Annotated in this window: 22 protein-coding genes and 3 pseudogenes; 10 read left to right on the top strand and 15 right to left on the bottom strand. The window is 73.1% G+C overall.

Going from position 1 to position 19,806, the window contains the following annotated elements:
• From ACRYR7_RS07860 to ACRYR7_RS07850, 3 genes are all read left to right on the top strand, one after another.
• The coding region (locus ACRYR7_RS07860) for a helix-turn-helix transcriptional regulator (RefSeq protein ID WP_432571517.1) at window positions 1-545 on the top strand (545 nt) is incomplete at its 5' end.
• 148 nt (window positions 546-693) lie between these two features.
• Window positions 694-1,650, top strand: a complete 957-nt coding sequence (locus tag ACRYR7_RS07855; RefSeq protein ID WP_432571516.1) for an AraC family transcriptional regulator — start codon at window positions 694-696, stop codon at window positions 1,648-1,650.
• A complete protein-coding gene (locus ACRYR7_RS07850; protein WP_432571515.1) occupies window positions 1,647-2,651 on the top strand; it encodes an AraC family transcriptional regulator in 1,005 nt (334 codons plus the stop codon). The genes ACRYR7_RS07855 and ACRYR7_RS07850 overlap by 4 nt, the downstream gene beginning before the upstream one ends.
• 261 nt (window positions 2,652-2,912) lie before the next feature.
• Here ACRYR7_RS07850 and ACRYR7_RS07845 read toward each other — a convergent pair whose 3' ends face one another.
• From ACRYR7_RS07845 to ACRYR7_RS07835, 3 genes are all read right to left on the bottom strand, one after another.
• Entirely contained in the window at window positions 2,913-3,461 is a 549-nt protein-coding gene (locus ACRYR7_RS07845; protein WP_432571522.1) for a GNAT family N-acetyltransferase, read from the bottom strand.
• A 353-nt stretch (window positions 3,462-3,814) separates the two neighbouring features.
• The gene (locus ACRYR7_RS07840) at window positions 3,815-3,946 is read right to left on the bottom strand and encodes a hypothetical protein (protein ID WP_432571514.1); all 132 of its coding nucleotides are present in this window, start codon (window positions 3,944-3,946) and stop codon (window positions 3,815-3,817) included.
• Window positions 3,943-4,098 (bottom strand): hypothetical protein, encoded by a 156-nt coding sequence (locus ACRYR7_RS07835; RefSeq protein ID WP_432571523.1) that lies wholly within the window; start codon window positions 4,096-4,098, stop codon window positions 3,943-3,945. Before ACRYR7_RS07835 ends, ACRYR7_RS07840 begins: the two co-directional genes overlap by 4 nt.
• A 33-nt stretch (window positions 4,099-4,131) precedes the next feature.
• On the opposite strand from ACRYR7_RS07835, the pseudogene ACRYR7_RS07830 reads away from it, so the two are divergent.
• Window positions 4,132-4,541, top strand: a pseudogene (locus tag ACRYR7_RS07830) (transposase family protein); the annotation flags it as partial.
• 65 nt (window positions 4,542-4,606) lie between these two features.
• Here the strand turns inward: ACRYR7_RS07830 and ACRYR7_RS07825 are convergent.
• Window positions 4,607-4,972, bottom strand: coding sequence for a MerR family transcriptional regulator (locus tag ACRYR7_RS07825; RefSeq protein WP_432571513.1), 366 nt, complete (start codon window positions 4,970-4,972; stop codon window positions 4,607-4,609).
• A gap of 67 nt (window positions 4,973-5,039) precedes the next feature.
• Here ACRYR7_RS07825 and ACRYR7_RS07820 point away from each other — a divergent pair, with 67 nt between their 5' ends.
• Window positions 5,040-5,744, top strand: a complete 705-nt coding sequence (locus ACRYR7_RS07820; RefSeq protein WP_432571512.1) for an SDR family oxidoreductase — start codon at window positions 5,040-5,042, stop codon at window positions 5,742-5,744.
• Window positions 5,745-5,785: 41 nt separating this feature from the next.
• Here ACRYR7_RS07820 and ACRYR7_RS07815 read toward each other — a convergent pair whose 3' ends face one another.
• The 6 genes from ACRYR7_RS07815 to ACRYR7_RS07790 all read right to left on the bottom strand — a co-directional run bounded on the left by ACRYR7_RS07815 (window position 5,786) and on the right by ACRYR7_RS07790 (window position 9,617).
• On the bottom strand, window positions 5,786-7,012 hold the full coding sequence (locus ACRYR7_RS07815; RefSeq protein WP_432571521.1) for a threonine aldolase family protein: 1,227 nt from the start codon (window positions 7,010-7,012) through the stop codon (window positions 5,786-5,788).
• Window positions 7,013-7,678: 666 nt separating this feature from the next.
• Window positions 7,679-8,179, bottom strand: coding sequence for a phosphotransferase (locus ACRYR7_RS07810; RefSeq protein ID WP_432571511.1), 501 nt, complete (start codon window positions 8,177-8,179; stop codon window positions 7,679-7,681).
• A 91-nt stretch (window positions 8,180-8,270) separates the two neighbouring features.
• Window positions 8,271-8,408, bottom strand: coding sequence for a PIN domain-containing protein (locus ACRYR7_RS07805; RefSeq protein WP_432571510.1), 138 nt, complete (start codon window positions 8,406-8,408; stop codon window positions 8,271-8,273).
• Window positions 8,409-8,488: 80 nt separating this feature from the next.
• The gene (locus ACRYR7_RS07800; protein ID WP_432571509.1) at window positions 8,489-8,674 is read right to left on the bottom strand and encodes a PIN domain-containing protein; all 186 of its coding nucleotides are present in this window, start codon (window positions 8,672-8,674) and stop codon (window positions 8,489-8,491) included.
• Between the two features lie 45 nt (window positions 8,675-8,719).
• A complete protein-coding gene (locus ACRYR7_RS07795) occupies window positions 8,720-8,932 on the bottom strand; it encodes a type II toxin-antitoxin system VapB family antitoxin (RefSeq protein ID WP_432571508.1) in 213 nt (70 codons plus the stop codon).
• Between the two features lie 241 nt (window positions 8,933-9,173).
• Complete coding sequence (locus tag ACRYR7_RS07790) at window positions 9,174-9,617, bottom strand: VOC family protein (RefSeq protein WP_432571507.1); 444 nt, start codon at window positions 9,615-9,617, stop codon at window positions 9,174-9,176.
• Window positions 9,618-10,058: 441 nt separating this feature from the next.
• Between ACRYR7_RS07790 and ACRYR7_RS07785 the strand changes: the two genes are divergently transcribed.
• On the top strand, window positions 10,059-10,952 hold the full coding sequence (locus tag ACRYR7_RS07785; protein ID WP_432571506.1) for a hypothetical protein: 894 nt from the start codon (window positions 10,059-10,061) through the stop codon (window positions 10,950-10,952).
• 345 nt (window positions 10,953-11,297) lie between these two features.
• Window positions 11,298-11,867: a dihydrofolate reductase family protein gene (locus tag ACRYR7_RS07780; RefSeq protein ID WP_432571505.1), complete on the top strand. Its 570-nt coding sequence runs from the start codon at window positions 11,298-11,300 to the stop codon at window positions 11,865-11,867.
• Window positions 11,868-11,947: 80 nt separating this feature from the next.
• Here ACRYR7_RS07780 and ACRYR7_RS07775 read toward each other — a convergent pair.
• Window positions 11,948-12,439: pseudogene (locus ACRYR7_RS07775) on the bottom strand (hypothetical protein); the annotation flags it as partial.
• A gap of 127 nt (window positions 12,440-12,566) precedes the next feature.
• Between ACRYR7_RS07775 and ACRYR7_RS07770 the strand changes: the two are divergent.
• Both ACRYR7_RS07770 and ACRYR7_RS07765 read left to right on the top strand, forming a co-directional pair.
• Window positions 12,567-13,817 (top strand): ABC transporter substrate-binding protein, encoded by a 1,251-nt coding sequence (locus ACRYR7_RS07770; RefSeq protein ID WP_432571504.1) that lies wholly within the window; start codon window positions 12,567-12,569, stop codon window positions 13,815-13,817.
• A gap of 70 nt (window positions 13,818-13,887) precedes the next feature.
• Window positions 13,888-14,639, top strand: a pseudogene (locus ACRYR7_RS07765) (IS5 family transposase).
• A 12-nt stretch (window positions 14,640-14,651) separates the two neighbouring features.
• On the opposite strand, the gene ACRYR7_RS07760 reads toward ACRYR7_RS07765, so the two are convergent.
• The 4 genes from ACRYR7_RS07760 to ACRYR7_RS07745 all read right to left on the bottom strand — a co-directional run bounded on the left by ACRYR7_RS07760 (window position 14,652) and on the right by ACRYR7_RS07745 (window position 17,786).
• Window positions 14,652-15,719: a hypothetical protein gene (locus tag ACRYR7_RS07760; RefSeq protein ID WP_432571503.1), complete on the bottom strand. Its 1,068-nt coding sequence runs from the start codon at window positions 15,717-15,719 to the stop codon at window positions 14,652-14,654.
• A complete protein-coding gene (locus ACRYR7_RS07755) occupies window positions 15,716-16,258 on the bottom strand; it encodes an RNA polymerase sigma factor (protein ID WP_432571502.1) in 543 nt (180 codons plus the stop codon). Before ACRYR7_RS07755 ends, ACRYR7_RS07760 begins: the two co-directional genes overlap by 4 nt.
• A gap of 391 nt (window positions 16,259-16,649) precedes the next feature.
• Window positions 16,650-16,979, bottom strand: a complete 330-nt coding sequence (locus tag ACRYR7_RS07750; RefSeq protein WP_432571501.1) for a hypothetical protein — start codon at window positions 16,977-16,979, stop codon at window positions 16,650-16,652.
• A gap of 585 nt (window positions 16,980-17,564) precedes the next feature.
• Entirely contained in the window at window positions 17,565-17,786 is a 222-nt protein-coding gene (locus ACRYR7_RS07745) for a hypothetical protein (protein WP_432571500.1), read from the bottom strand.
• 1,166 nt (window positions 17,787-18,952) lie between these two features.
• On the opposite strand from ACRYR7_RS07745, the gene ACRYR7_RS07740 reads away from it, so the two are divergent.
• Window positions 18,953-19,780, top strand: a complete 828-nt coding sequence (locus tag ACRYR7_RS07740; RefSeq protein WP_432571499.1) for a hypothetical protein — start codon at window positions 18,953-18,955, stop codon at window positions 19,778-19,780.
• Window positions 19,781-19,806: the final 26 nt, after the last annotated feature.

Here is a 19,806-nt window from a genome sequence, read left to right as displayed (position 1 = left end):
AGGCGGCGCAGGGCGCCGCCTGCTACGCCGAGCGGAACCCGGGCGTCCCCGGCATCCAGGGGATCGCGCTGCACGCCCGCGCCCTGCTCGACGAGGACCCGGAACTCCTGGCCGAGGCCGTGCGCGTCCTGGCGACGGGACCGAGGGTTCCCGTGTACTCGGTGGCCGCCGGTGACCTCGCTGCGCTGCTGGCCGGGTCCGAGCGGCGCGCCGAGGCGCTGCAGGCCTGGCGCCGGGCCAGCGACGCCCTGCGGTCCTGGGGGGCGAGCACCGTCATCGTCGATCCGCGAGCGCTGGCCCTGCAGGACGGCGACCAGCCGGCCCGTGCGCAGCGGTCCCGCCCGGTCAGCGGTTGGGACGCCTTGACCGCGGCCGAGCAGCGCGTCGCCGAACTCGTCGGCCGGGGCGGCACCAACCGCTCGGTCGCCTCGCAGCTGGGTGTCTCCCCTCACACGGTCAGCACCCACCTGAGAGCGGTCTTCGGCAAGCTGGGCATCAACTCGCGGGTGCAGCTGGCCCACACCGTCGCCGCTCGCCGCGACTGACGCCGCACGAGGCGGCCGGTGCCGGCAGCCGCGGGCGCCGCGGACGGCCCGGCTCGACGTCCGCAACGCCCCCCGGGCGGCGCGCGCGGACCCGGCGCGCCCCTGTGCGCCCGCTACGCTGACCGGCAGCCTGGACCAGGGAGACCCCGTGACCGTGCTGCTCGACACCGACCTGCTGCCCGAGGCCGACCGCGCCGACGCCGTCCACGCCGCCTACGACGGCCAGCACCCGCGGCGCACCGTCGTGCTCGGTCCCCGCCCCGTGCGCCACCGCGTCCAGCGCCTCGAGCTCGGGCCGGAGGTGCACCTGCTGCGCACCGCGGGCAACGCCCTGGACATCGTCCGCACCCCCGGGCAGGTGCGTGCAGACGCGCCCGAGCACGTGGCCATCGGCTGGCACCGTCGCGGGGACGCGCTCGTCTCGACCGCCGGCGGTGACAGCGGCATCCCCGCCGGTGAGCTGAACTGCGTGGACATGACCGCGCCCTACCGGTTGAGCCACCGCACCGCCCACGACCACGACGTGCTCATCCTGAGCAACCGGCAGGCGGGGGTCCCGGTCGACGTCGTCCGGGCCGCTGCGCCGGCGCTGCGCCGCAGCCCCGTCTACGACCTGGTGCGCCGGCACCTGGCCGGCCTGCACGTCGCGGTCGCCGGGCTGCCGGCCCGGCACCGCCCGCTCACCGGGCAGGCCACCCTCGCCCTGGTGCGCGCGCTGCTCACCACCGCAGCGGACTGCGCGAGCGCCGACGACGCGATGGACGCGGCGCTGGAGACGCGGATCACCCTCTACGTGGACGCGCACCTCGGCGAGCGCGACCTGACCGTCGAGCGCATCGCCGCGGCGCACGCCGTCTCCGTGCGCCACCTCTACACCCTGTGGGCCCGGGCGGGGCACCCGCTGACGCCGGCCCAGTGGATCCTCGAACGACGGCTGCAGCTGGCGCAGCAGCTGCTCGCGGCCGGACCTGGCGTCAGCATCGCGGTCATCGCCCGCCGCTGCGGTTTCGCCGACCACAGCCACTTCAGCCGCCGGTTCCGGCAGGCCTTCGGCCTCTCCCCGACCGAGTGGCGGGTGGCGGCCGGTCGAGGAGCGGCGCGGTGAGCGTGCTCCTCGACACCGCGGCGCTGCCGGCCGCCCAGCGGGCCCAGGCGCTGCAGGAGTCCTTCCGCGGGGAGAGCGCGCAGCGGGTCACCTCCGTCGGCGCCGGCCCGGTGCACCACCGCATCGACCTGGTCGAGCTGGGACCCGAGGTGCGCCTGCGCCGCACCGTCGGCAGCCCGCTGCACGTGGTCCGCGACGAGCGCCACGTGCGGCGCGAGCCGTCGGAGCACGTGAGCTTCGGCCTGCAGCGGGCCGGCACCTCGCTGCTGTCGGTGGGCGGCAGCACCGGCCCGACGCGCGCCGGCCACCTGCACTGCGTGGACACCACCCGACCCTACGAGCTCCGGCAGCGCGGGACCAACGAGCGCGACGACCTCGTCGTGGCCGACCAGCAGCTGGGGGTGTCGGTGGACGTGGTCCGCGCCGCCGCACCGGCGCTGGCCCGCAGCCCCGTGCACGACCTGGTCCGCGACCACCTGGCCGGCCTGTTCGACGCCACCGCCCAGCTCGCCGCCAACCCCCGCCTGCTCGCCGGCCAGGCGACGGTGGCGCTCCTGCGGACCCTCCTGCTGACCGCGGCCGAGCACTCCGCCGGGCGGGGTGCTCTGGCCGACTCGCTCGAGCACCGGGTCCGTGCCTACGTCGACGCGCACCTGGGCGACCCGGAGCTGTCGATGGAGGTGGTCGCCGCTGTCCACCACGTGTCGGTGCGGCACCTCTGCAACGCGTGGGCGCGCGCCGGTCACGAGCGCACCCTCACCCGGTGGATCACCGAGCGGCGCCTGGAACGATCCCGCGAGCAACTGCTCGCCGAGGGGTCAGCGTCGACGAGCATCGCCGCCGTCGCCCGCCGATGCGGCTTCTCCGACCCCAGCCACTTCAGCCGCCGGTTCCGTGCCGCGTACGGCATCACGCCCCGCGAGTGGCGGGCCGTGCGATCGGGTGCAGCGCCGAGGTCCCGAGGGGGTGTCGTGCCGACCCCCTTGAGGCCACCGCCATGAGCGTGTGACCGGCCCCTGGCTGCGACGTGGTGGCCGGGGCAGGGGCAGCAGGAGCCTCGGCGTGTCACCACGGACGCCGAGGCTGCGAGGGACGGTTGCGGCGCGCTGTTCGCCCCACCCGCGCACCGGTGAGGGCGGGGAGGAGCCGGTGCGCTCACGAGCAGGCGCGCTGGGTGCGGCGGCGCTTCCGCGCTCGCCGACCTGGACGCGTGGATGGCTGATCGCGCCCGTGCCCGGTGGGTGGGGTGGGCCCGGTGAGCCTCAAGTGCCGGGCCGGCGAAGACCGACGGCGTCGTGGCGCCAGAACACCTCGGGGTAGACCAGGGTGCCCGTCATCCACGGTTCGTACGCAGGCAGTAGGAAGACCTGGAAGGCGGCCTCGGGGATGCGCAGGGAGGGCCTGCGCAAGCCGTGTTGAGCGCCGGGCTGGAAGCCTAGGCGCGCGTAGTAGCCGGGATCGCCCTCGAGGAACACCAGGGGCACGGCCCGTGTGCTGTCGTGCTGCAGCGCTGCCGCTACCAGGGCCCGTCCGATGCCGCGGCGCTGCACCGTGGGCAGCACGGCCAGCGGGCTGAGCACGCGCACGCTGACCAGGCGGCGCGGTGCGTCGAGCAGCGCGTCGGTGAGCACGAGGTGGCCGACGACGGTGCCGTCCGTCTCGGCGAGCAGGGAGAGCCCGTGGCCGGCGCTGACCCGGGCGCGCAGGTCCTCGACCAGGTCGGCCACGGCCCGTCCGTGCTCGTCGAAGGCCTGCAGGTGCAGCTGCCGCACGGCGGGCCGGTCGCCGGGCTGCTCGCGGCGGTAGTGGATCTGCTTCACCGTGCTGCCGCGGTGGGACGGGTTCCTGCGTGGACGAGTTGCGCTGTCGGGTTCCCGCGCGTGCCCGCCGGGCAGGGCGGTGCCGGGGCACCCGGTGGGCGCTGTCGTGGCATCGGTGGATCTCGCAGCACGCGGGCATCCTGCGTCCCGTGCGCCCCTGCCCGCACCCTCTTTTCACTCTGGGCGTGGAGCCCGGCCGTGGTGAGCGCTCGGCGCTCGCAGGCGCTGACCGGGCCGGGGTGCCCGGGTGCCGGAAGTGGCGCCTGAACCGGTGGCCGTGAGCGCGCGTGCTGCTCAGCCGATGCTCACGGGGCCCGACCGCCGCCGGTGTCACACAGTGAGGGTCAGCGGGCCGCGGCCCACGCCGCCCACGACCGGTGCGGCGGTGCAGCAGCAGGCGGGCGCGCGCCGGCCAGCTCCTGCTCGCCGGGTTCCTCGAAGTGCTCCCGCCAGCGCGCCAGGTCCTGGGCACTCACAAGCCGTTGCGTTGGTCCGTCGCAGGTAGTCGACGGGCACAGATCAACGTCACCGCCAGACGGGCCAACGCGGTGATCGTGGTGACGCTGGTGTCGTAGCGCAGCGCCAGCCGCTTGCAGCTCAGCAGCCAGCTGATCGTGCGCTGGGCCACCCAGCGGAGGGGGCACCTCCCGCTTGTGGGGGACTCGCCGACCTCAACGGCGCCCCGCCGGTCGTGACCTTGACCAGCGGCAACCGCTACGAGCACATCGACGAGTCACCCAGCTGCTGCCGCTGGTCGATGCCTTCCCGACCGTTCGAGGAGTCCGCGGCCGACCCCGCTTGCGACCGCGCTGCCTCTCCGCCGACCGTGGCTGCGCTACGGCGTCTACCGCCGCGCACGACGACAACGCGGCATCACCCACGGTTCTGGGCTCTGCCGTGTTCGCCGGGTGGTGGAGCGGACGTTCGCCGGGGTACCTCCCGGTTGCGGGGGCGCTGCACCGGTTCAAGCGACTGCGGACCCGCTGCGAGGTCCGCGCCGATCTGCACCTGAGGCTGCTGCAGCCGGCCTGCTCGCTGGTCCGCTGCCGCAGAGTACCGGCGTCACAGTGAGAGGGACTGCAAGGAAGACCGACCAGGCCTCGACGCTCAGCAGGCGTCAGCTGCCCAGCACTCCCTCAGGCGACGTAGGTGTAGCCCGAGCCGGGGTTCTCCGCGTTGTGTATCACCTTGTCGAGCTCGGCGCGGGCCGCCAGCAACTCCTGGATCTGCCGATCGATCCGTTCACGTTCGTGCTTCAGCCGCCCGCGCACTTCAGGGGTGGACGTCTTGGTGTCGACGCACGGCAGCAGCTTGGCCACCGCCTTGCTGGACAGGCCCGCCGCGTAGAGCTGCTGGATGAGCTTGACCCGGTCGACGGCCGTCTCGCCGTAGTGCCGTTGCCCGCTGGGGCTGCGCTGAGCGGACAGCAGTCCCTGCTCCTCGTAGTAGCGCAGAACTCGAACACTCACCCCCGCAGCCGCGGCGACCTCACCGATCCGCACTCCCGTACCTCCGCTCCCGGTGAACTACTTGCCTCTCACATCAGTGTCAGGGTTTAGCGTAGTTGACGTGAACATCGACAGCACCACCACCGCACTGGTCACCGGTGCCAACCGCGGCATCGGGGCGCACTTCGTCAGTCAGCTCCTGGAGCGTGGGGCCACGGTCTACGCCGCCGCCCGCCGACCTGACTCCATCGACGTCCCCGGGGCCCGCGTCCTCGCGCTGGACATCACCGACCCCGAGGCCGTCGCCTCGGCCGCGCGGAGCGCCGGTGACGTGAACCTCCTGATCAACAACGCGGGGTCCTCGACGTGGGTGGACCTCCTGGGGGACCTGGACGCCGTTCGCGCCGAGATGGACGTGAACTTCTGGGGAACCCTCTCGATGGTGCGCGCGTTCGCGCCGATCCTCGCCGCGAACGGCGGCGGCGCGGTGGTCAACATCGCCTCGGCGCTCTCCTGGTCCGCCTACCCCGGCAACGGCGCCTACGCCGTGTCCAAGGCGGCGAACTGGAACATGAGCAACGCCCTGCGTCTGGAACTGGCGAGCCAGGGAACCCTCGTCACCTCAGCGCACCTGGGGGCCACCGACACCGACATGATCAAGGGCTACGACCTGCCGAAGAACGACCCCGCCGACGTCGCCCGCGCGGTCCTCGACGGCGTCGCGGCGTCGAGGATCGAGGTCGTCGTCGACGAGTCGACCGAGGTGATCAAGGCCTCGCTGGCCAAGGACCCGGCAGAGTTCTACCGCCAGTTCCTCACGGCCTGACCGCCGCACCGCTGAGCGCCACACCGCTGAGCGCTGCGGCTTCACCGCGGTGGCGTCCCGGTGAGCGCGCGCAGGACGCCGAGGTACTCGCGCAGCGCGGTGCGCACGTCCTCGGCGCTCCAGCGCAGCCCCTCCTCGCCCACGGTGACCTCGGTGAAGGCCAGGCCCGGCGGCAGGCCCGGTTCGCGCCAGGTCCCGGTGAACAGCGCGGTGCCGCTCTGCTCGGCGTGCCGGGTGGCGGCCTCGGTCAGCACGTCGGCGCGGTGGGGCAGCCACACCTGGAACTGGTGGGTGTGCGGGACCAGCGGGTGCACCTTGGACCAGGCCGCGCCGGAGGCGGCCAGCTCCCGGCCCAGGGCGTCGGCGACCAGCCGGGCGTGCTCGACGCGGGCGGGCAGGCGGGGCAGGTCGCGGGCCAGGCCGTGCAGGGCGGTCAGTGCCGCGGGGTGCTGCTGGAAGATGTTGCCGCCGTAGCGGTGGCGCTCCAGCCGGGCCTGCTCGACGAAGTCCGCGGGACCGGCCAGCGCTGCGCCGGACAGCCCCCGCAGGGACTTGTAGAAGGAGACGTAGACGCTGTCGGCCAGGGCGGCGATCTCCTCCAGGCCGTGGCCGAGGTGGGTGGTGCTCTCCCACAGCCGGGCCCCGTCGAGGTGGACGCGCATTCCGCGCTCGCGCGCCGCGTCGGTGACCGCGAGGAGTTCGTCCCAGCTGGGCAGCAGGAACCCGGCATCGCGCAGGGGCAGTTCGAGCACGAGGGTCCCGGCCGGCTCGGGCAGGGCCCGCACGTCCTCGGCGGTGGTGGGGCGCGGCTGGGTGGTGACCGGGACGGTGCTCAGACCGGCGAGGCGGGTGAGGGCGTCGGACTCGTGCACCTGCGGGTGGGACAGGGCGTGCAGCGCCACCGTGCCCGGTCGGCTGCCCCGCCCCGCGCCACGTCCCGCACCCGGTGCGGCGTCGTGGGCCCAGCAGCGCAGGGCGGCCTGCTGGGCCGTGGTGCCGGAGGGGAAGAAGGCGGCGTCCTCGGTGCCCAGCAGGGCGGCGACGCGTCGCTCGAGGTGGCCGACGACGCCGCTGCCGTAGAGGTCGCTCGGGGCATCGAGGTCGACGCCCAGGTCGCCGGCCGCGCCGGCGGCGTCGGCCAGGGCGTCCAGGCGCTGGCGCAGCGTGGCGGTGGTGGTGGGGCGCTCCAGGACGCGGGTGGCGCGCTGGAGCGCGCGGATCTCGCGTTCGCCGCGAGCGGCGCGCCTGCTGCTGTTCACGGCGATCAGCGTACGTGGGGCGCCGGTGGGTGGTTGGGCTGGTGTGGGCGCTGCCGCCGGTGGTGGACGTGCTGGTCCTCTGCAGGTCCCCGTCGTCTGCGCATGCCCGCTCGCGCCCTGGCCCCCCGCGCTCTGGCGGTGGAGTACCACCGGCAGCCCCTCGGTCCGTCAGCGCGGGTGGGGCCGTCCTGCACGGGCGGGCCCTCGAGGTCGATGAGCGCGTGCGGCACCCCTGCTTCGCGCAGCAGGGCACCCAGCGCCGCGGCCGCGGTGCTCTTGCCGGCCCCGACGGTGCCGGTGCTTGGCGCCGCGGCAGGCAGGAGGGATCGAGCTGGTGGTGGGCCGGTGGGCGGGGCAGGAGTCGGTGGCTGGCTCAACGGGGCTCCTCGGTGAGCTGCCGGATGCGGGCGCTGATCCAGCGCGCGTCGCGCCGGTACAGCTGCACGTGGGCGCGCAGGTGCGCGTGTCCCTCCTGGCGCGCGCGGCGGTGAAGGCGGCCAGGTCCTCCAAGCGCTGCACCGCGGCCGCGGGCACCTCACCGGGCTGCACCCAGGGGCCGTAGGCGCCGCAGAGCAGGTGCAGGCGCCGGGCCCGCTCGGGCACACCGGTGGTGATGGCATCGGTGTTGTCCGGGTGCGTCAGCGGCACCAGGCGGTACGCCAGGTGGGCCAGGTCTCACACCCGCGGACCCGGGGAGGCGGTGTCCCAGTCGATGAGCCCGCTCAGGCGCTGGTCGGTGAAGACCCTGTTGTAGGGGGCGACGTCGTTGTGGCAGATCACCTGTACCGGTTCGTGCCCGCTCAGCCGCCAGTTCGCGCCGTGGGTGTCGAAGCCGGCGCTGGCGGCGTGCAGCTGCGCCAGCAGGCGGGCGGCGTCGGTCAGGACCTCACCGCGCCAGACCCAGGACGGCAGCGGGTGCTGCGGCACCTGACCGGGCAGGTGGGAGGTGCTGTCGCGGCCGTGCTCGTCGATGCCCAGCGGTGCGGGCACCTGCGTCACGCCCCGACGGTGCAGGTGGGCCAGCAGGCGCTGGATGGTCGGTGTCCACGCACCCGCGGGGCGCCGCACGCTGGCGCCGATGCGCACGGCACCGCCGCTGTTGCCGCTGTGGAGCACCTCCTCGACCTGTGGTGCACCGGCGTCCCTCGGCGCGCCGGCTTCCTCGTGAGCGTCCACGATCGCCATGCTGGGGCAGCGAGGGCCGCTGCAGCCACTGCTTTGCCTCGCGGCGATCGGTCGCTCTCGGCCGGACGTCGCCTCGCCGGGGTCACCCAGTGGGCGTGTCCCGGGGAACCACTCGCTCTTGTGGCAACGAGTTGACGCGAGCGATCAGCTCGAAGTCCTTCTCCAGGTGCAGGAGCGTCAGCTCGTGTTCGATGGCCGTGGCGGCCAGCAGCAGGTCCACCGGTCCAGGGGGCCGGTGCCAGCCTCGGTGGGTCAGGCGCTCCTACAGGTCCTGCGCGCGAGCGCTGAGCTCGATGACGGTCATCGCTTCGGTGATGTCGGCGATGACGTCGCGGTGGTCCTGCGGGGAGCGGCGGAGAACCCGATCTCCGGCACGTTCGGGCGAGCGATGGCGAGCAGGTCCGCGCGCAGGAGCTTGTTCCACCGGGCGGTCACGACCGGTTGGTGCCGGCGGTCGTGGGCGGACTCGTCGAGCAGGAAGCTCACGCAGCGCCTTGCCGCTGGTCCTCGACAGCAGGCGCCTCGACGCCGTCACCGTTGGCCTTGGAGTGCTCCTGGAGCAGGGGGGGCGAAGTAACCGCTCTCGGCGCGGGTGATGAGACGTTCGGCCGCGGCGCGGCGGCGTTCCTGGTGCAGGGGCGCGCGCAGGGCGGCTTCGACGGTGTCGCACTTGGCGGTCGTCCCGGTGAGGGCGGCCACCTGGGCGAGCAGGTCGTCGTCGATGTCGATGTGGGTCTTGCTCACGTGCGACCTCCCGATCGTGTACACGTCGACGGTAACCGGTGTACACGAGGGTGGCTACGACCACGGCAGTCGTCCCGTGGGTTTTCGTGGCGGCCGGGGATCACGGGTGGATCGACCGGCTGCGACGCACCCGGCGAAACTTCCTGACCGCCTGAGCCCGCAGGCCTGACCGCGAAGCCAGGCACTGCGCTTCTGCCCACTGCAGCCCATGCGTGCCGGGGTGCCGGGGTGCCGGGGTGCCTCAGCCGATCCGCTGCGCCAAGGACACGATGATCCCCTCCGGCCCGCGCACGTACGCCATCCGCCAGATCTCCTCGTACTCACCCACGCCGCCGACCAAGCCGTACCCGTTCCTGGCCAGCGGCTCGAGGAGGGCGTCGAGGTCGTCGACCTCGAAGGCCACGTTGCGCAGGCCCAGCTCGGTGGACATGGCGGTGGGCGAGCCCGGCTGGTGCTGGGGCCGCTCGAAGGTGGACAGCTCCACCGAGGTGCCGCTCTGCGGCGCCTGCAGCACGACGATGCGGGTGCGGGAGGCGGGGATGCCGATGACGGTGTCCAGGAAGTCGCCTTCGACCACCATCGGGCCCGCCTGGACCCGCAGGCCCAGGGCGACGAAGAAGGCGCTGACCTGCTCGAGGTCGGCGACGGTGACGCCGACGTGGTCGAAGCGGCGGATCGATGGCATCGAGGTCTCCTGCGTGGCTGCTCACCGGGCGGCGGCGTTGCCCGCCGGCCGCCCGTCGCTGTCGCGGGTGGGACCGCAGGCAGGTCTTGGACTCATCGCCCGACCAGTACGAGACGCCCCTCGTCCACGGGCGACGGGGATGGCCCCGTTCCTGCGGACCCGCTGGTCCTGATGTGGTCGACCGGGTCGTGATCACCGCGTTCGCAAGAGCGGGGTGAGGTCCCCGCGTGCTCCGACGCCCTGCACCCCTGATCGAAGCACCTGCTGATGCCGCTACCGGTGAGGGCTCACCGTCACGCAGCTGCGCACTCACCGTCGGGTGAGCCGTCCGAGCAGTACGAGCACGGCTGCGGTGGTGAGATGGTCGCTGTGGACGGTGCGCAGCAGGGGCAACACGTGCACGGGGGCGACGAGGACGGCCGGGGTGCAGCGCAGGGTGCCGTGCCAGGCCGGGCGTGGCTGGCGGCCCTGCCCGCTGCGCTGGACCCTCAGCGCCGCGTGCTGGAGCACGTGCTGGGCTTCTGCGAGCGCACCGAAGCGGTGACGTCGTTGTCGGTCGGCTGCTCGCTGGGACGTGGAGCCGGCGATGAGCTCTCCGACGTCGATGCCGCCATCGGGCTGGCGGCACCGGCGGGCGGCGCCGGTGGGGGACGGGTGCTGGCCGTGGAAGACGCCCTGCTCGCGTCCCTGCCGGGGGCCGGAGCGCTGGTGGACGTGCTGCGCCAGCGCACCGGTCACGTTGACGGCCCCGTGCGGCGCGTGTTCGCGCAGTTCGCCGACGGTGTCCAGCTGGACGTGGCGCTGATGGTCGAGGCGCAGGTGCGCCGCGGGCGGGCGGCTCCGGACTTCGTCGCGCTGTACCGCGCTGCGTCAGAGCCGACCGGGTCGACCGGTCGAGTCTTCCCTGCCGCGGACCAGGTCAGCGCTGAGCAGGTCCGCGAGTGGGCGTTCTCGGGCTGGTGCGCGCTGGCCGATGCGGACAAGTACCTGCGGCGCGGTTCGCTGTGGGAGGCGCACCACCGCCTGCACCAGGCCCGCGGGCACATCTGGGCGCTGTGGGCTGCCGCCCGAGGTGCGATCTACCCCTGGCACGGGCTCTCGCAGGTCCTCGACCGAGACCCCGACGATCTGCCCCCCGGCATCGAGGAGACCGTGGCGGGCCTGCAGGCGCAGCAGCTGCTCCGCGCCGCGCGTGCCAGCGCCGAGGTCCTGGCCCGCGTCAGCGCCCTGGCCGCCGCGCGGTGCGTCACCGCGGGCACGGCGGGCGAGGGGGTGCAGCTGCCGGTGGCGATGGGCGAGTACGTCAGCGCCCGGTTGGCGTCCACCACGCGTTGAGCCCACCACGCGCTGGGCCCACCACGCGCTGAGCCGGCTACGTGCTCACGAGTGCCCCCGGGTGGCCTCGCCGGTCTGTGCCGCGCTCGTGGCGCGGTTCCTTCCCGTGGTTTCCAGATCGCCGGTGTCCCGCCGCCGACCGCGTGCCCTCCGACGTGATCGTGGAGTCGCACGGAACCTGACCCGAATCCCCGAACACCGTGATCAGGCAGGGCCGTCCCAACCCTGGTGCGTGCGGGCGTGCGGGCGTGCGGGAGCAGGCTGGGCGCCGATGAGAAGCGGTGCCGTCGCAGGTCCACGCAGGGTCCGGTGACGGCGGGGCGCCCAGCGGGGGAGAGCAACGAGATGAGACCACTTCGCTACTCGATCAACGTCACGCTCGACGGCTGCTGCCACCACGAGGCGGGACTGCCTCCAGATGAGGAGTCGATGCGCTACTGGACCGCTCAGGTGCAGTGCGCCGATGCCCTGCTCTTCGGCCGGGTGACCTACGAGATGATGCGCTCGGCCTGGCGCAAGCCGGCCACGGGCACGTGGCCGGACTGGATGGACGAGCGGCGGCTGGCCTTCGCCGAAGCCGTCGACGGGGCGAGCAAGCACGTGGTGTCCAGCACCTTGAGCGGGGTCGACTGGCGTGCCGAGCTGGTGCGGGGCGAGGTGGGTCCAGCGGTGCAGCAGCTCAAGCAGGAGCCCGGGCGGGGCTTGTGGGTGGGGGGTGTGAGGCTGCCCCGCGCGCTGGCCGATGCGGGATTGATCGACGAGTACGAGTTCCTGGTGCACCCGGTCCTGGCCGGGTACGGTCCGACGTTGCTGGCTGGTCTGCGCGAGCGCCTTCAGCTGGAGCTGGTGGACCGTCGTGAGTTCGGGTCGGGGGTCGTCTGCCTGCGGTACCGGCCCACGCGAGGTGAGGACTGACGAGGTGAGGGACCGTCAACGCCCGGGTCCGCTGGACCGTGGGACACGCTGTAGGTCTCCATCGGAGCCGGGTCTTGACAGGTACCCGCTTCGCCTCTGTCGGTGGGGTTGCGCCCGGTCAGCTCACCCCTTTTTCGCCCGCAGGCTGACGGGGTCGGCGGTGGCCCGCGACCAGTCCAGCAGACCCTGCTGCCCGAGACGATCGAGCACGGCGCCGTGCAGCTCGTCCCGCATGCCGGCGTCCTGCCACTGACGCAGGTGGCGCCAGCGCGTCGCCCCCACGCTGCGCGCGGGAGGTGCCTCTGCCCGAGTCGTGACCCAGCTCGAGCGGGTGGGGGGTACCTCCCGCGTGCGGGGGACTTGGCCCAGCCGATGCCGGTGCTCAACACGAAGACGATGCCCTCGAGCACCGCCCGGTCCTCACACCGAGGCCGACCGGTGCGCCCACGCGGTGCCGGTGGCCCACCCGGTGCCGGTGGCGGCGGCGGGGTCAGCGGGGCGAGCAGCTCCCACAGCTCATCGGTGATCAGCTGGCGAGGCCGAACGGGGGCGTCGGTGGCCGTGCGATCCAGGCTGCGCCTTGTTCAGCGCGACACGCCAGAGCTTCGGACCAACTTATGCAACGGACTGTAAACTGTCGACCTTCTGCCCTCGCTGTTCGTCGTCGATCGTGAAGTGAAGTTGAGAGGAAACAAATCAGTGAGCCGCGAGTCGCGCCAGCAGTCCGAATTGACATCGGGGCGTCTTCGCGCCGGGCTAGCTGCTGCACTTCTTCTGCCGTTCGCACTCAGCGCTTGCGGCGATGGCTCCGATGAAGAAGCGGCGAGTGGTGCAAGCGAACTACGGGTCTTGGACTACTACACGTCAACGACGAACAACGCTCCGTGGAATCGTGCCCTAAAAACCTGCGGACAGGTCGTGGGGGTGGAGATCAACCGGGAGTCGGTTCCCGTCGACGCGTTGATGCAGCGGGTGTTGCGGCAGAGTTCTTCCAAGACGCTGCCCGACGTCCTGATGCTCGACAATCCCGACGTCCAGCAGGTCGCGGCCTCGGGTGCGTTGGCCTCGCTCGACGACCTCGGGATCGACACCGCTGGTGTCGCCAACGGCGTCCTGCAGGCGTCAACATACGAGGGTGAGCTCTACGGTCTTCAGCCAGTCACCAACACGATAGCGCTGTTCTACAACAAGAAACTTCTCGATGCCGCAGGCGTGACGCCGCCCACCACGTGGGACGAACTCAAGACAGCCTCAGCAAAGCTGACCGAGGGCGACCGATACGGGTTTGCCATGTCGAACGTCGGCACCTTCGAAGGGACCTGGCAATTTCTACCGTTCATGTGGTCCAACGGTGGGAACGAAGAGAACATCGACACCCCTCAGACCGCGGCCGCACTGCAACTGATCAAGGACCTCATGACGTCGGGTTCTCTGTCCCAGTCATCGGTGAACTGGCCGCAGGATGAGGTTACTGACCACTTCATCGCCGGCAACGCCGCGATGATGATCAACGGCCCCTGGAGTTTCCCGGCCCTCGACCGGACTGCTGACCTCGAGTACGGTGTCGTCCCCATCCCCGCCCCGCAGGCCAGCGGCAAGCTCGTCCTGCCGTTCGGGGGTGAAGCGTGGACCGTTCCGCAGACCGGTGACGAGGACAAGCAGAAGAAGGCCGCTGAACTCGTCCAGTGCCTCAACCGGGACGATGTCGAGGTCGAGATCTCTCTGCGCACCGGCACTGTGCCCACCAAGCCTGCACTCGCGGACCGGGTCACATCTCAGAACCCGCACCTCAAGGTCTTCACTGACCAGGTTCCGAACCTGCGTGCCCGAACCGGCGCTCTTGGGTCAGACTGGCCTGAAGCGGCCACGAGGATCTACACGGCGGTCCAAGAAGCCCTCGTCGGCGGCATGACGCCAGAGGGTGCGCTCGAGCAGGCACAGAATGGCTGACCACCTCAGTCGGCGGCGCCTTCGCCCGGTGCCTGCTCACCGACGCCAAGTCGATGGGCACGGACCCGCGATGCGGCGTCGACTCACCGATGAGCTGTGGGAGCTGCTCGCCCCGCTGCCCCCCCCCCCGCTCGAGCTGGGTCACGGCTCGGGCGGGGGCACCTCCCGCGCGTAGCGTGGGGGCGACGTGCTGGCGACGCCTGCGCCAGTGGCAGGACGCCGGCGTGTGGGACGAGCTGCACGGCGCGGTGCTGGACCGGCTGGGGCAGCAGGGCTTGCTGGACTGGTCCCGCGCCGGCGCCGACTCCGTCAGCGTCCGGGCGAAAAGAGGGGCGCCCTGACTGGCCCGAACCCCACGGACAGAGCGAAGCTGGGCTGGGGGTACCTCCCGCCTGCGGGGGAGAAGTACCACCTGCCCGTGGCCGCCGACGGGCTACCGATCAACGTCGCGCTCTCCAGCGCCAACCGGCACGACTCCCTGTTCCTGACACCGCTGCTCGACAGCCAGCGCCCCGTCAAGAGCCCCGGTCGCGGGCGCCCGCGCCGCCGGCTGGTCAAGCTGCACGCCGACAAGGGTCCGACAACCGGCGGGTCCGCGCCTACCTGCGCCGACGGGGCATCACTGCGCGCATCGCCCGCATCGGTGTGGACTCCAGCCAGCGCCTGGGCCGGTACCGCTGGGTGGTCGAGCGCACGATCAGCTGGTTGCTGAGCTACGAGCGCCTGGCGCTGTGCTACGACACCAGCGCCACTACCATCACCGCGCTGGCCCGCCTGGCGATCACGCTGATCTGCGCCCGACGACTACCCACTATGAACTAATGCAACGGCTTGTTACAGGTCTGGCACGGACTCGTTCCTGGTCAGCTGCCCGCTGCTCAGGAGCTGCTCGTCGGCGTCGAAGGCCTGCCAGGTGAGGACCTGGCTCTGGCCGGCGGCGCTGGTGCGCGGGCTGGCCCACCAGATGCCGTTGCGCACGACCGCGCTGAACGAGGCCCCCGTGCCGGTGCTCACGGTGAACGTCTTCACGCTCGGCTGGGCCCACCCGTAGACGCTGAGCACCTGCGAGCCGTCCGGGGCCGTCACGGGCGCGGACCACCCCGAGGCGCCCGCAGCGGCCGTCTCCTGCTGGTGAGGAGCCTCGATGACCGCGTCGCCGACCACGCCGCCGGGCAGGCTGTAGCACAGGTGGTGCTGCCCGCTGGGCTCCTCGGTGCCCACCGCAGCGCTCAAGGCCGAGCGCGCGGCGAAGACGGTGCTCCACCCGGGGCTTCCCGCCCGGGTGGGAGCCCCGGTGGAGAGCTGGGTGGAGGTCTGTGCAGAGGGCTGGGCGCACTGCCGGGCCAGGTCGCTGACCTGCTCGAAGGCGACGGTGCGCACGTGCGCGTCGGCGTCGGTGATCGGCGTGCTCGTGGCTGCCGGGATGGAAGTCGCCGGGGTCGAGCCCGCTGGTGAAGGGCCGGCGCTCTGCTCGCTGGGGGTGGAGGTGGGAGCCGCCGGCACCAGCCGCACGCTCGAGGCACCACCGGAGGGGTGCAGCCAGGCGGCCAGGACGGCACCGGCCGCGGCGGCGGACACGGCGGCGAGCAGGGTGGTACCGCCCAGCACGCCCCGCCCGGCGCGCGATCCGCGCCAGCGCCCCCCGTGCTCGCGGCGTGGCCGGGACCGGTGGTCGGCGGCCAGCAGCTGCTGGTGGCGCTGCCAGCGCGCCTGGCCGGCAGAGCGCTGGGCGGCCCGCGCGGCGGCCGCGACGGCGTCCAACTCCTGCTGCAGGTCCGTGCCCGGCTTGCCGCCCGGGCTGCTGCTCGTGCTGCTGCTCGTGCTGCCGGTGCTGTCGGCCGTGGCAGAGTGCTCCCCGACGTTCTCGTCGGGGTCGCTGCGGGAAGTCTCGTTCGGGTTCACGTGGGGTCCTTCAGCAGGGCGGCCAGGGTGGACTGGGCGCACGAGAGCGTCGACTTGGCGGTGCCCAGGCGGATGCCGAGGGCGGCGGCGACCTCGGCGACGGGCAGGTCGAGCCAGTAGCGCAGCACCAGTGCGCGTCGCTGACGCGCCGGCAGCTGCCGCACAGCGTCGAGCAGGCGCGTGGTGCGCTCACCGGCCAGGACGCTGTCCTCGGCGGAGGGGTGCACGCGGAGCGGCTCGCCGGGGGTGCGGCGCACGGTGCGCAGGTGGCGCAGGCGGGAAGTGGTCACGTTGATGGTGGTGCGCCGCACGTAGGCCAGGGCCGCTGCCGGCTCGCGCAGGTCCTGCCAGCGCCGGTGCAGGCGCACGAAGGCTTCCTGGGCGACGTCCTCGGGGTCGTCGGCGCCCAGCAGGCGCGCCAGGCGCACGGTGGCCAGGAAGTGCTCGCTGAACAGCGCGTGGTAGGCCTCCTGCCGCGAGAGCTCACCCGCAGGCCGCTCACCTGTAGGCGGCCCACCTGCAGGCGGCTGGGCGGGCACCCCAGCAGCAGGGTGCGGGGGTGCGTCCCGCGCTGTGCCGGCCGGGCCGGGTTCGGCTCTCACACTGCCTGGACGCCTCACGGGCGCAAACGTTCCACACCATCCGCGGTGGCTTCGTCAACGCCTGGTGCCGCCACACCCGCCGTCCCCGCTGTCGGCGAGGGCTGGCGCTGGCGATGATGTCGTGCCCCGAGCATCGACCCCTGAGCACCGGCCCCCGTGCGTGGGGCCGCCTCCGCGCGCGGGGCGGGGTCACGCTGTCACCGGCGGGCACGTGGACCGTGCCGTCCCGCCCCACCTGCCCGGGTCGCCAAGGTGGCGTGCGGGGGCGCAGGGGCATCGACGTTCCGAGCGGGTGTAACGAGGACGTCACGCCGATGCAACGCAGCGCTCACTTGTCTTTACTTAGAGTGAAGTCAGTCGTCGAAGGGGACACCGTGCGCGAGGTCGCGATCAGCTTGACCTTCTCCGACCTGATCGACTCGCTGGCCAGGTGCGCCTCGCCGACCGACTCGGACGTGCGCGGCGCACTGGTCGTTGCCGGGTCCGCGCCCTGGCCGCACCCGAGCGGGCGCGAGGACGGGCGGGCGCCGGCGTGACGCCGCGCGCTGTGGTGCAGAGCGCCCGCGACTGCCCCGCGCAGCACCCCGATGCGCTGCTGATCGTCACCGGCGACCACGAGTGCGGTGGCCTGGGCATCGAGGGTGTCGACGAGCAGCACGAGAGCGGCACGGGGCAGAGCACGAGCGAGGCCGAAGACGTCTCCGCCGAGCACGGGCCCTTCGCCGTCGCCGGCAGCGAGAGGCGGTTCGTCGTGGACTGGACCGCCACCGGCCACCGGGCACGCCGGGGTGCCCGCCCCGGTGAGCGCCGGGCGCCCCGGCGGCGCGGCGCTGAGCGGCACCTGCGCCGACACCCACCTGCGCGAGGTGGTCGGCGGGGTGCTCGCCGCTGAGCCGCAACCCCCGTCGCTGAACGGTGAGCCCGGTGCGGGGGGTGGGCCGGGGCCACCGGTCCCGCCCCCCGCCCTACGCCGAGACGCCCCTCACTCCTAGACCCACCCTGCGCCGCAGGACCCCTGCGCACCTCGTCCCCGCATCGCTTGGCCACCGCCGGTGTCGCCGGTGTCGCCGGTGTCGCCGCCGCGGTGTTGGTCAGCACCACCGTGGCGGGGTGACTGCTGCACCCCGGGCGCAGCGCTCGCTCTTGCCGGGGCGGTGCTGCCCCCGGGAGCAGTGCTGCACCCGGGAGCGGGTCAGCGGCTCGGGGCGGGGTGCGGTGGACGGGGTGTCCGGCACCCGTGCGCTCAGGCGGACGCGCTGGATGCCATCGTCGGCAGGGCCACCTGCGCACGCGGCAGCGAGCTGACGCGCGGCACGTGCCCGTCCGTGACGATGGGTGCGACCTGGCGCCCCTCCTCGCGCGGGGCCCGCTGCTGCACCCGGGCCAGCAGTTCGCTGCGGTCCTCCTCGGTGAGCCTGGCGATCCAGTCCACCACCCGCAGGACGTCCTCGTGCTCGTGAGACATCTCCGACTCCCCCCGTCAACCTGCTCTGGAGGGCGCACGCTACTGGTTGCACAGGGAACCTACCGGTGGTTCGCGGAAGTCGTCAGGGCGCTGCGCACCTCGCCGGAACAGCGGTCAACGCGGCGTTGGTGATTGACCGCAGCGCGTGATTCTCACCTCCTCGCCGAGGCGTTGTCAGCACGCGCCGTGTCAGCGCGCGCCGTGTCAGCGCGCGCCGTCCTCCTCTGGCTGGCCCGCGAGCCTGCAGAGCTGCACCAGCGGTTCCGTGTGGTGCCGCGACAGGGGTGGTGGGGACAGCGCAGTGCCTGCCCCGCACGTGATCACGCCGCTCGTCGGAAGGACGTGTCAGCAGCACGCAGAGGCATCTCGTGGGCGAAGATCGATCGAGAACCCATCCGGCTGTCCGTCATCGCTGATCAGGAGTCGTTGCTGTCCTCGCTGCTGCACCGGCACTCACGGTGGGCAGGCGTCCATGCCGCCGGTAGTGGCGCAGCCGTTCCTGGTGCTGACGCCGGCGGCGCCAGGTCGACCAGCAGGCGGCGGGCCCCCGGGACCGTGCAGCCGGTCGACCCACCCGCGCTGCCGCGGCCCAGGCGGCGACGACCGCTTCGGCGCCCTGCTCTCCGGCGGTCCCAGCCGGCTGGGACCGAGTGGCCGACGACCAGGCCGACGTCGGCACGGAGGGGGAGGGGCACCTGCCGCCTGCAGGGGGACGTGCGCGTACCACGCGCGGTCGTCGCGCACCTGGTGGTGGTCCAGGCCGGCGTCGCCCTTGGCCTGCTGCGAGCACCCCTCGATGCGCCACCGGGAGCCGGCGAGCCGGGCAAGCTCCGCCAAGCCGGTGCTGCGCGCTTCGCAGCACAGGTGGTGGGCCAGCTCCCCGGGGTTGATCGAGCGCCGCGCCGGCATCCAGTGCCCTTTCCCTGCTCGCCAGGCGATGCGGATCGAGGTGCGTGTCCACTCGCTGATCCGCTCGCCGTGCGCACCGGTGCTGTCACCGGTGCGGGCGTAGAGCTGATCGCGCGCAGACGTCAACGAACACCCGTGACCGACCCCGGCGATCCGCCGCGGGCCTGCGAACCCGGCCGGCGGGGCGCTGACCTGACGGGGCGGGAGCAGCCGGGTCGGTCCGCAGCAGTCGGTGCGATCCACGCAGCACCGGGGCGGTGGACGTCGTCGTGCGGGCCGTCCGGCACGCTGGGCAGGTGCGCACCGCCTGCCAGCTCGCCCTCGCGACCGCTTGCCTGCCGCTGCTGCTCACCGGCTGCACCTCGACGGCGCAGGCGGATGCGGACGCCGACGCCCGAGCCGGCGACGTTGGGCGCTCCCTGGACCGCACCGCCGGCGCCAGCAACGACCTCGCCGACGTCGTGGGCTTCGCCCTGCGCGACGGGCAGGGTGCGACGTGGCCGGCGGTGGAGCTGCTGCAGGTGGCGCCCGGGCCCGGCGGGACGGTCGACGGCACCGTCGTGCAGGTGCGCATCACCGGGTACCGGGCTGCCGATGACGCTCAGGGCTTCGACCTGGGCCCGGAGCAGGCTGCGGTGGTGCGGCGCTGCTACCGCTACGTGTTGCGCACGTGGGGCATCGACGTCCACCCGGGTACCGGCGAACCGCTCGCGAAAAGGATCGGCCGAGGCTGCGAGCAGCGCGAGGTCATCGACGTGCCGAAACCGCCGCCGGTGCCGCACCTGACGGGTGCGGACACCCAGGCCCTGCAGGTGGCCCTGGCCCGGCCCGGTGCCGCGGCGGTGCGGGCGGCGTTGGACGCTGCGCCGCGTCCCGGTGTGCGGGTCGACGTGGGGGTGCGCGAGGGCTGGGTGGGGGCGGCGCTGTCTGCGGCTCCCCGCGGCAGCGATTGCGTGCTGGGTCGGCGCGGACCGGACGGGCAGGTGCAGGTGTGGGTCCCACCCGCTGTGCTCGTCCAGCCGGGTGAGAGCAGTTGCGACGCCTCGACGGCCGCAGCGGGAGGTGCGATGGTGTCACCGCACTAGATCGCTGACCTCCGGCTCCACAGCGC

It is taken from the genome of Kineococcus gurbantunggutensis (genome assembly GCF_050871925.1).
Taxonomy (GTDB): Bacteria; Actinomycetota; Actinomycetes; order Actinomycetales; family Kineococcaceae; genus Kineococcus.
The sequence above is the reverse complement of the archived record's forward strand: the minus strand, read 5'-3'. Positions and strand labels throughout refer to the sequence as shown.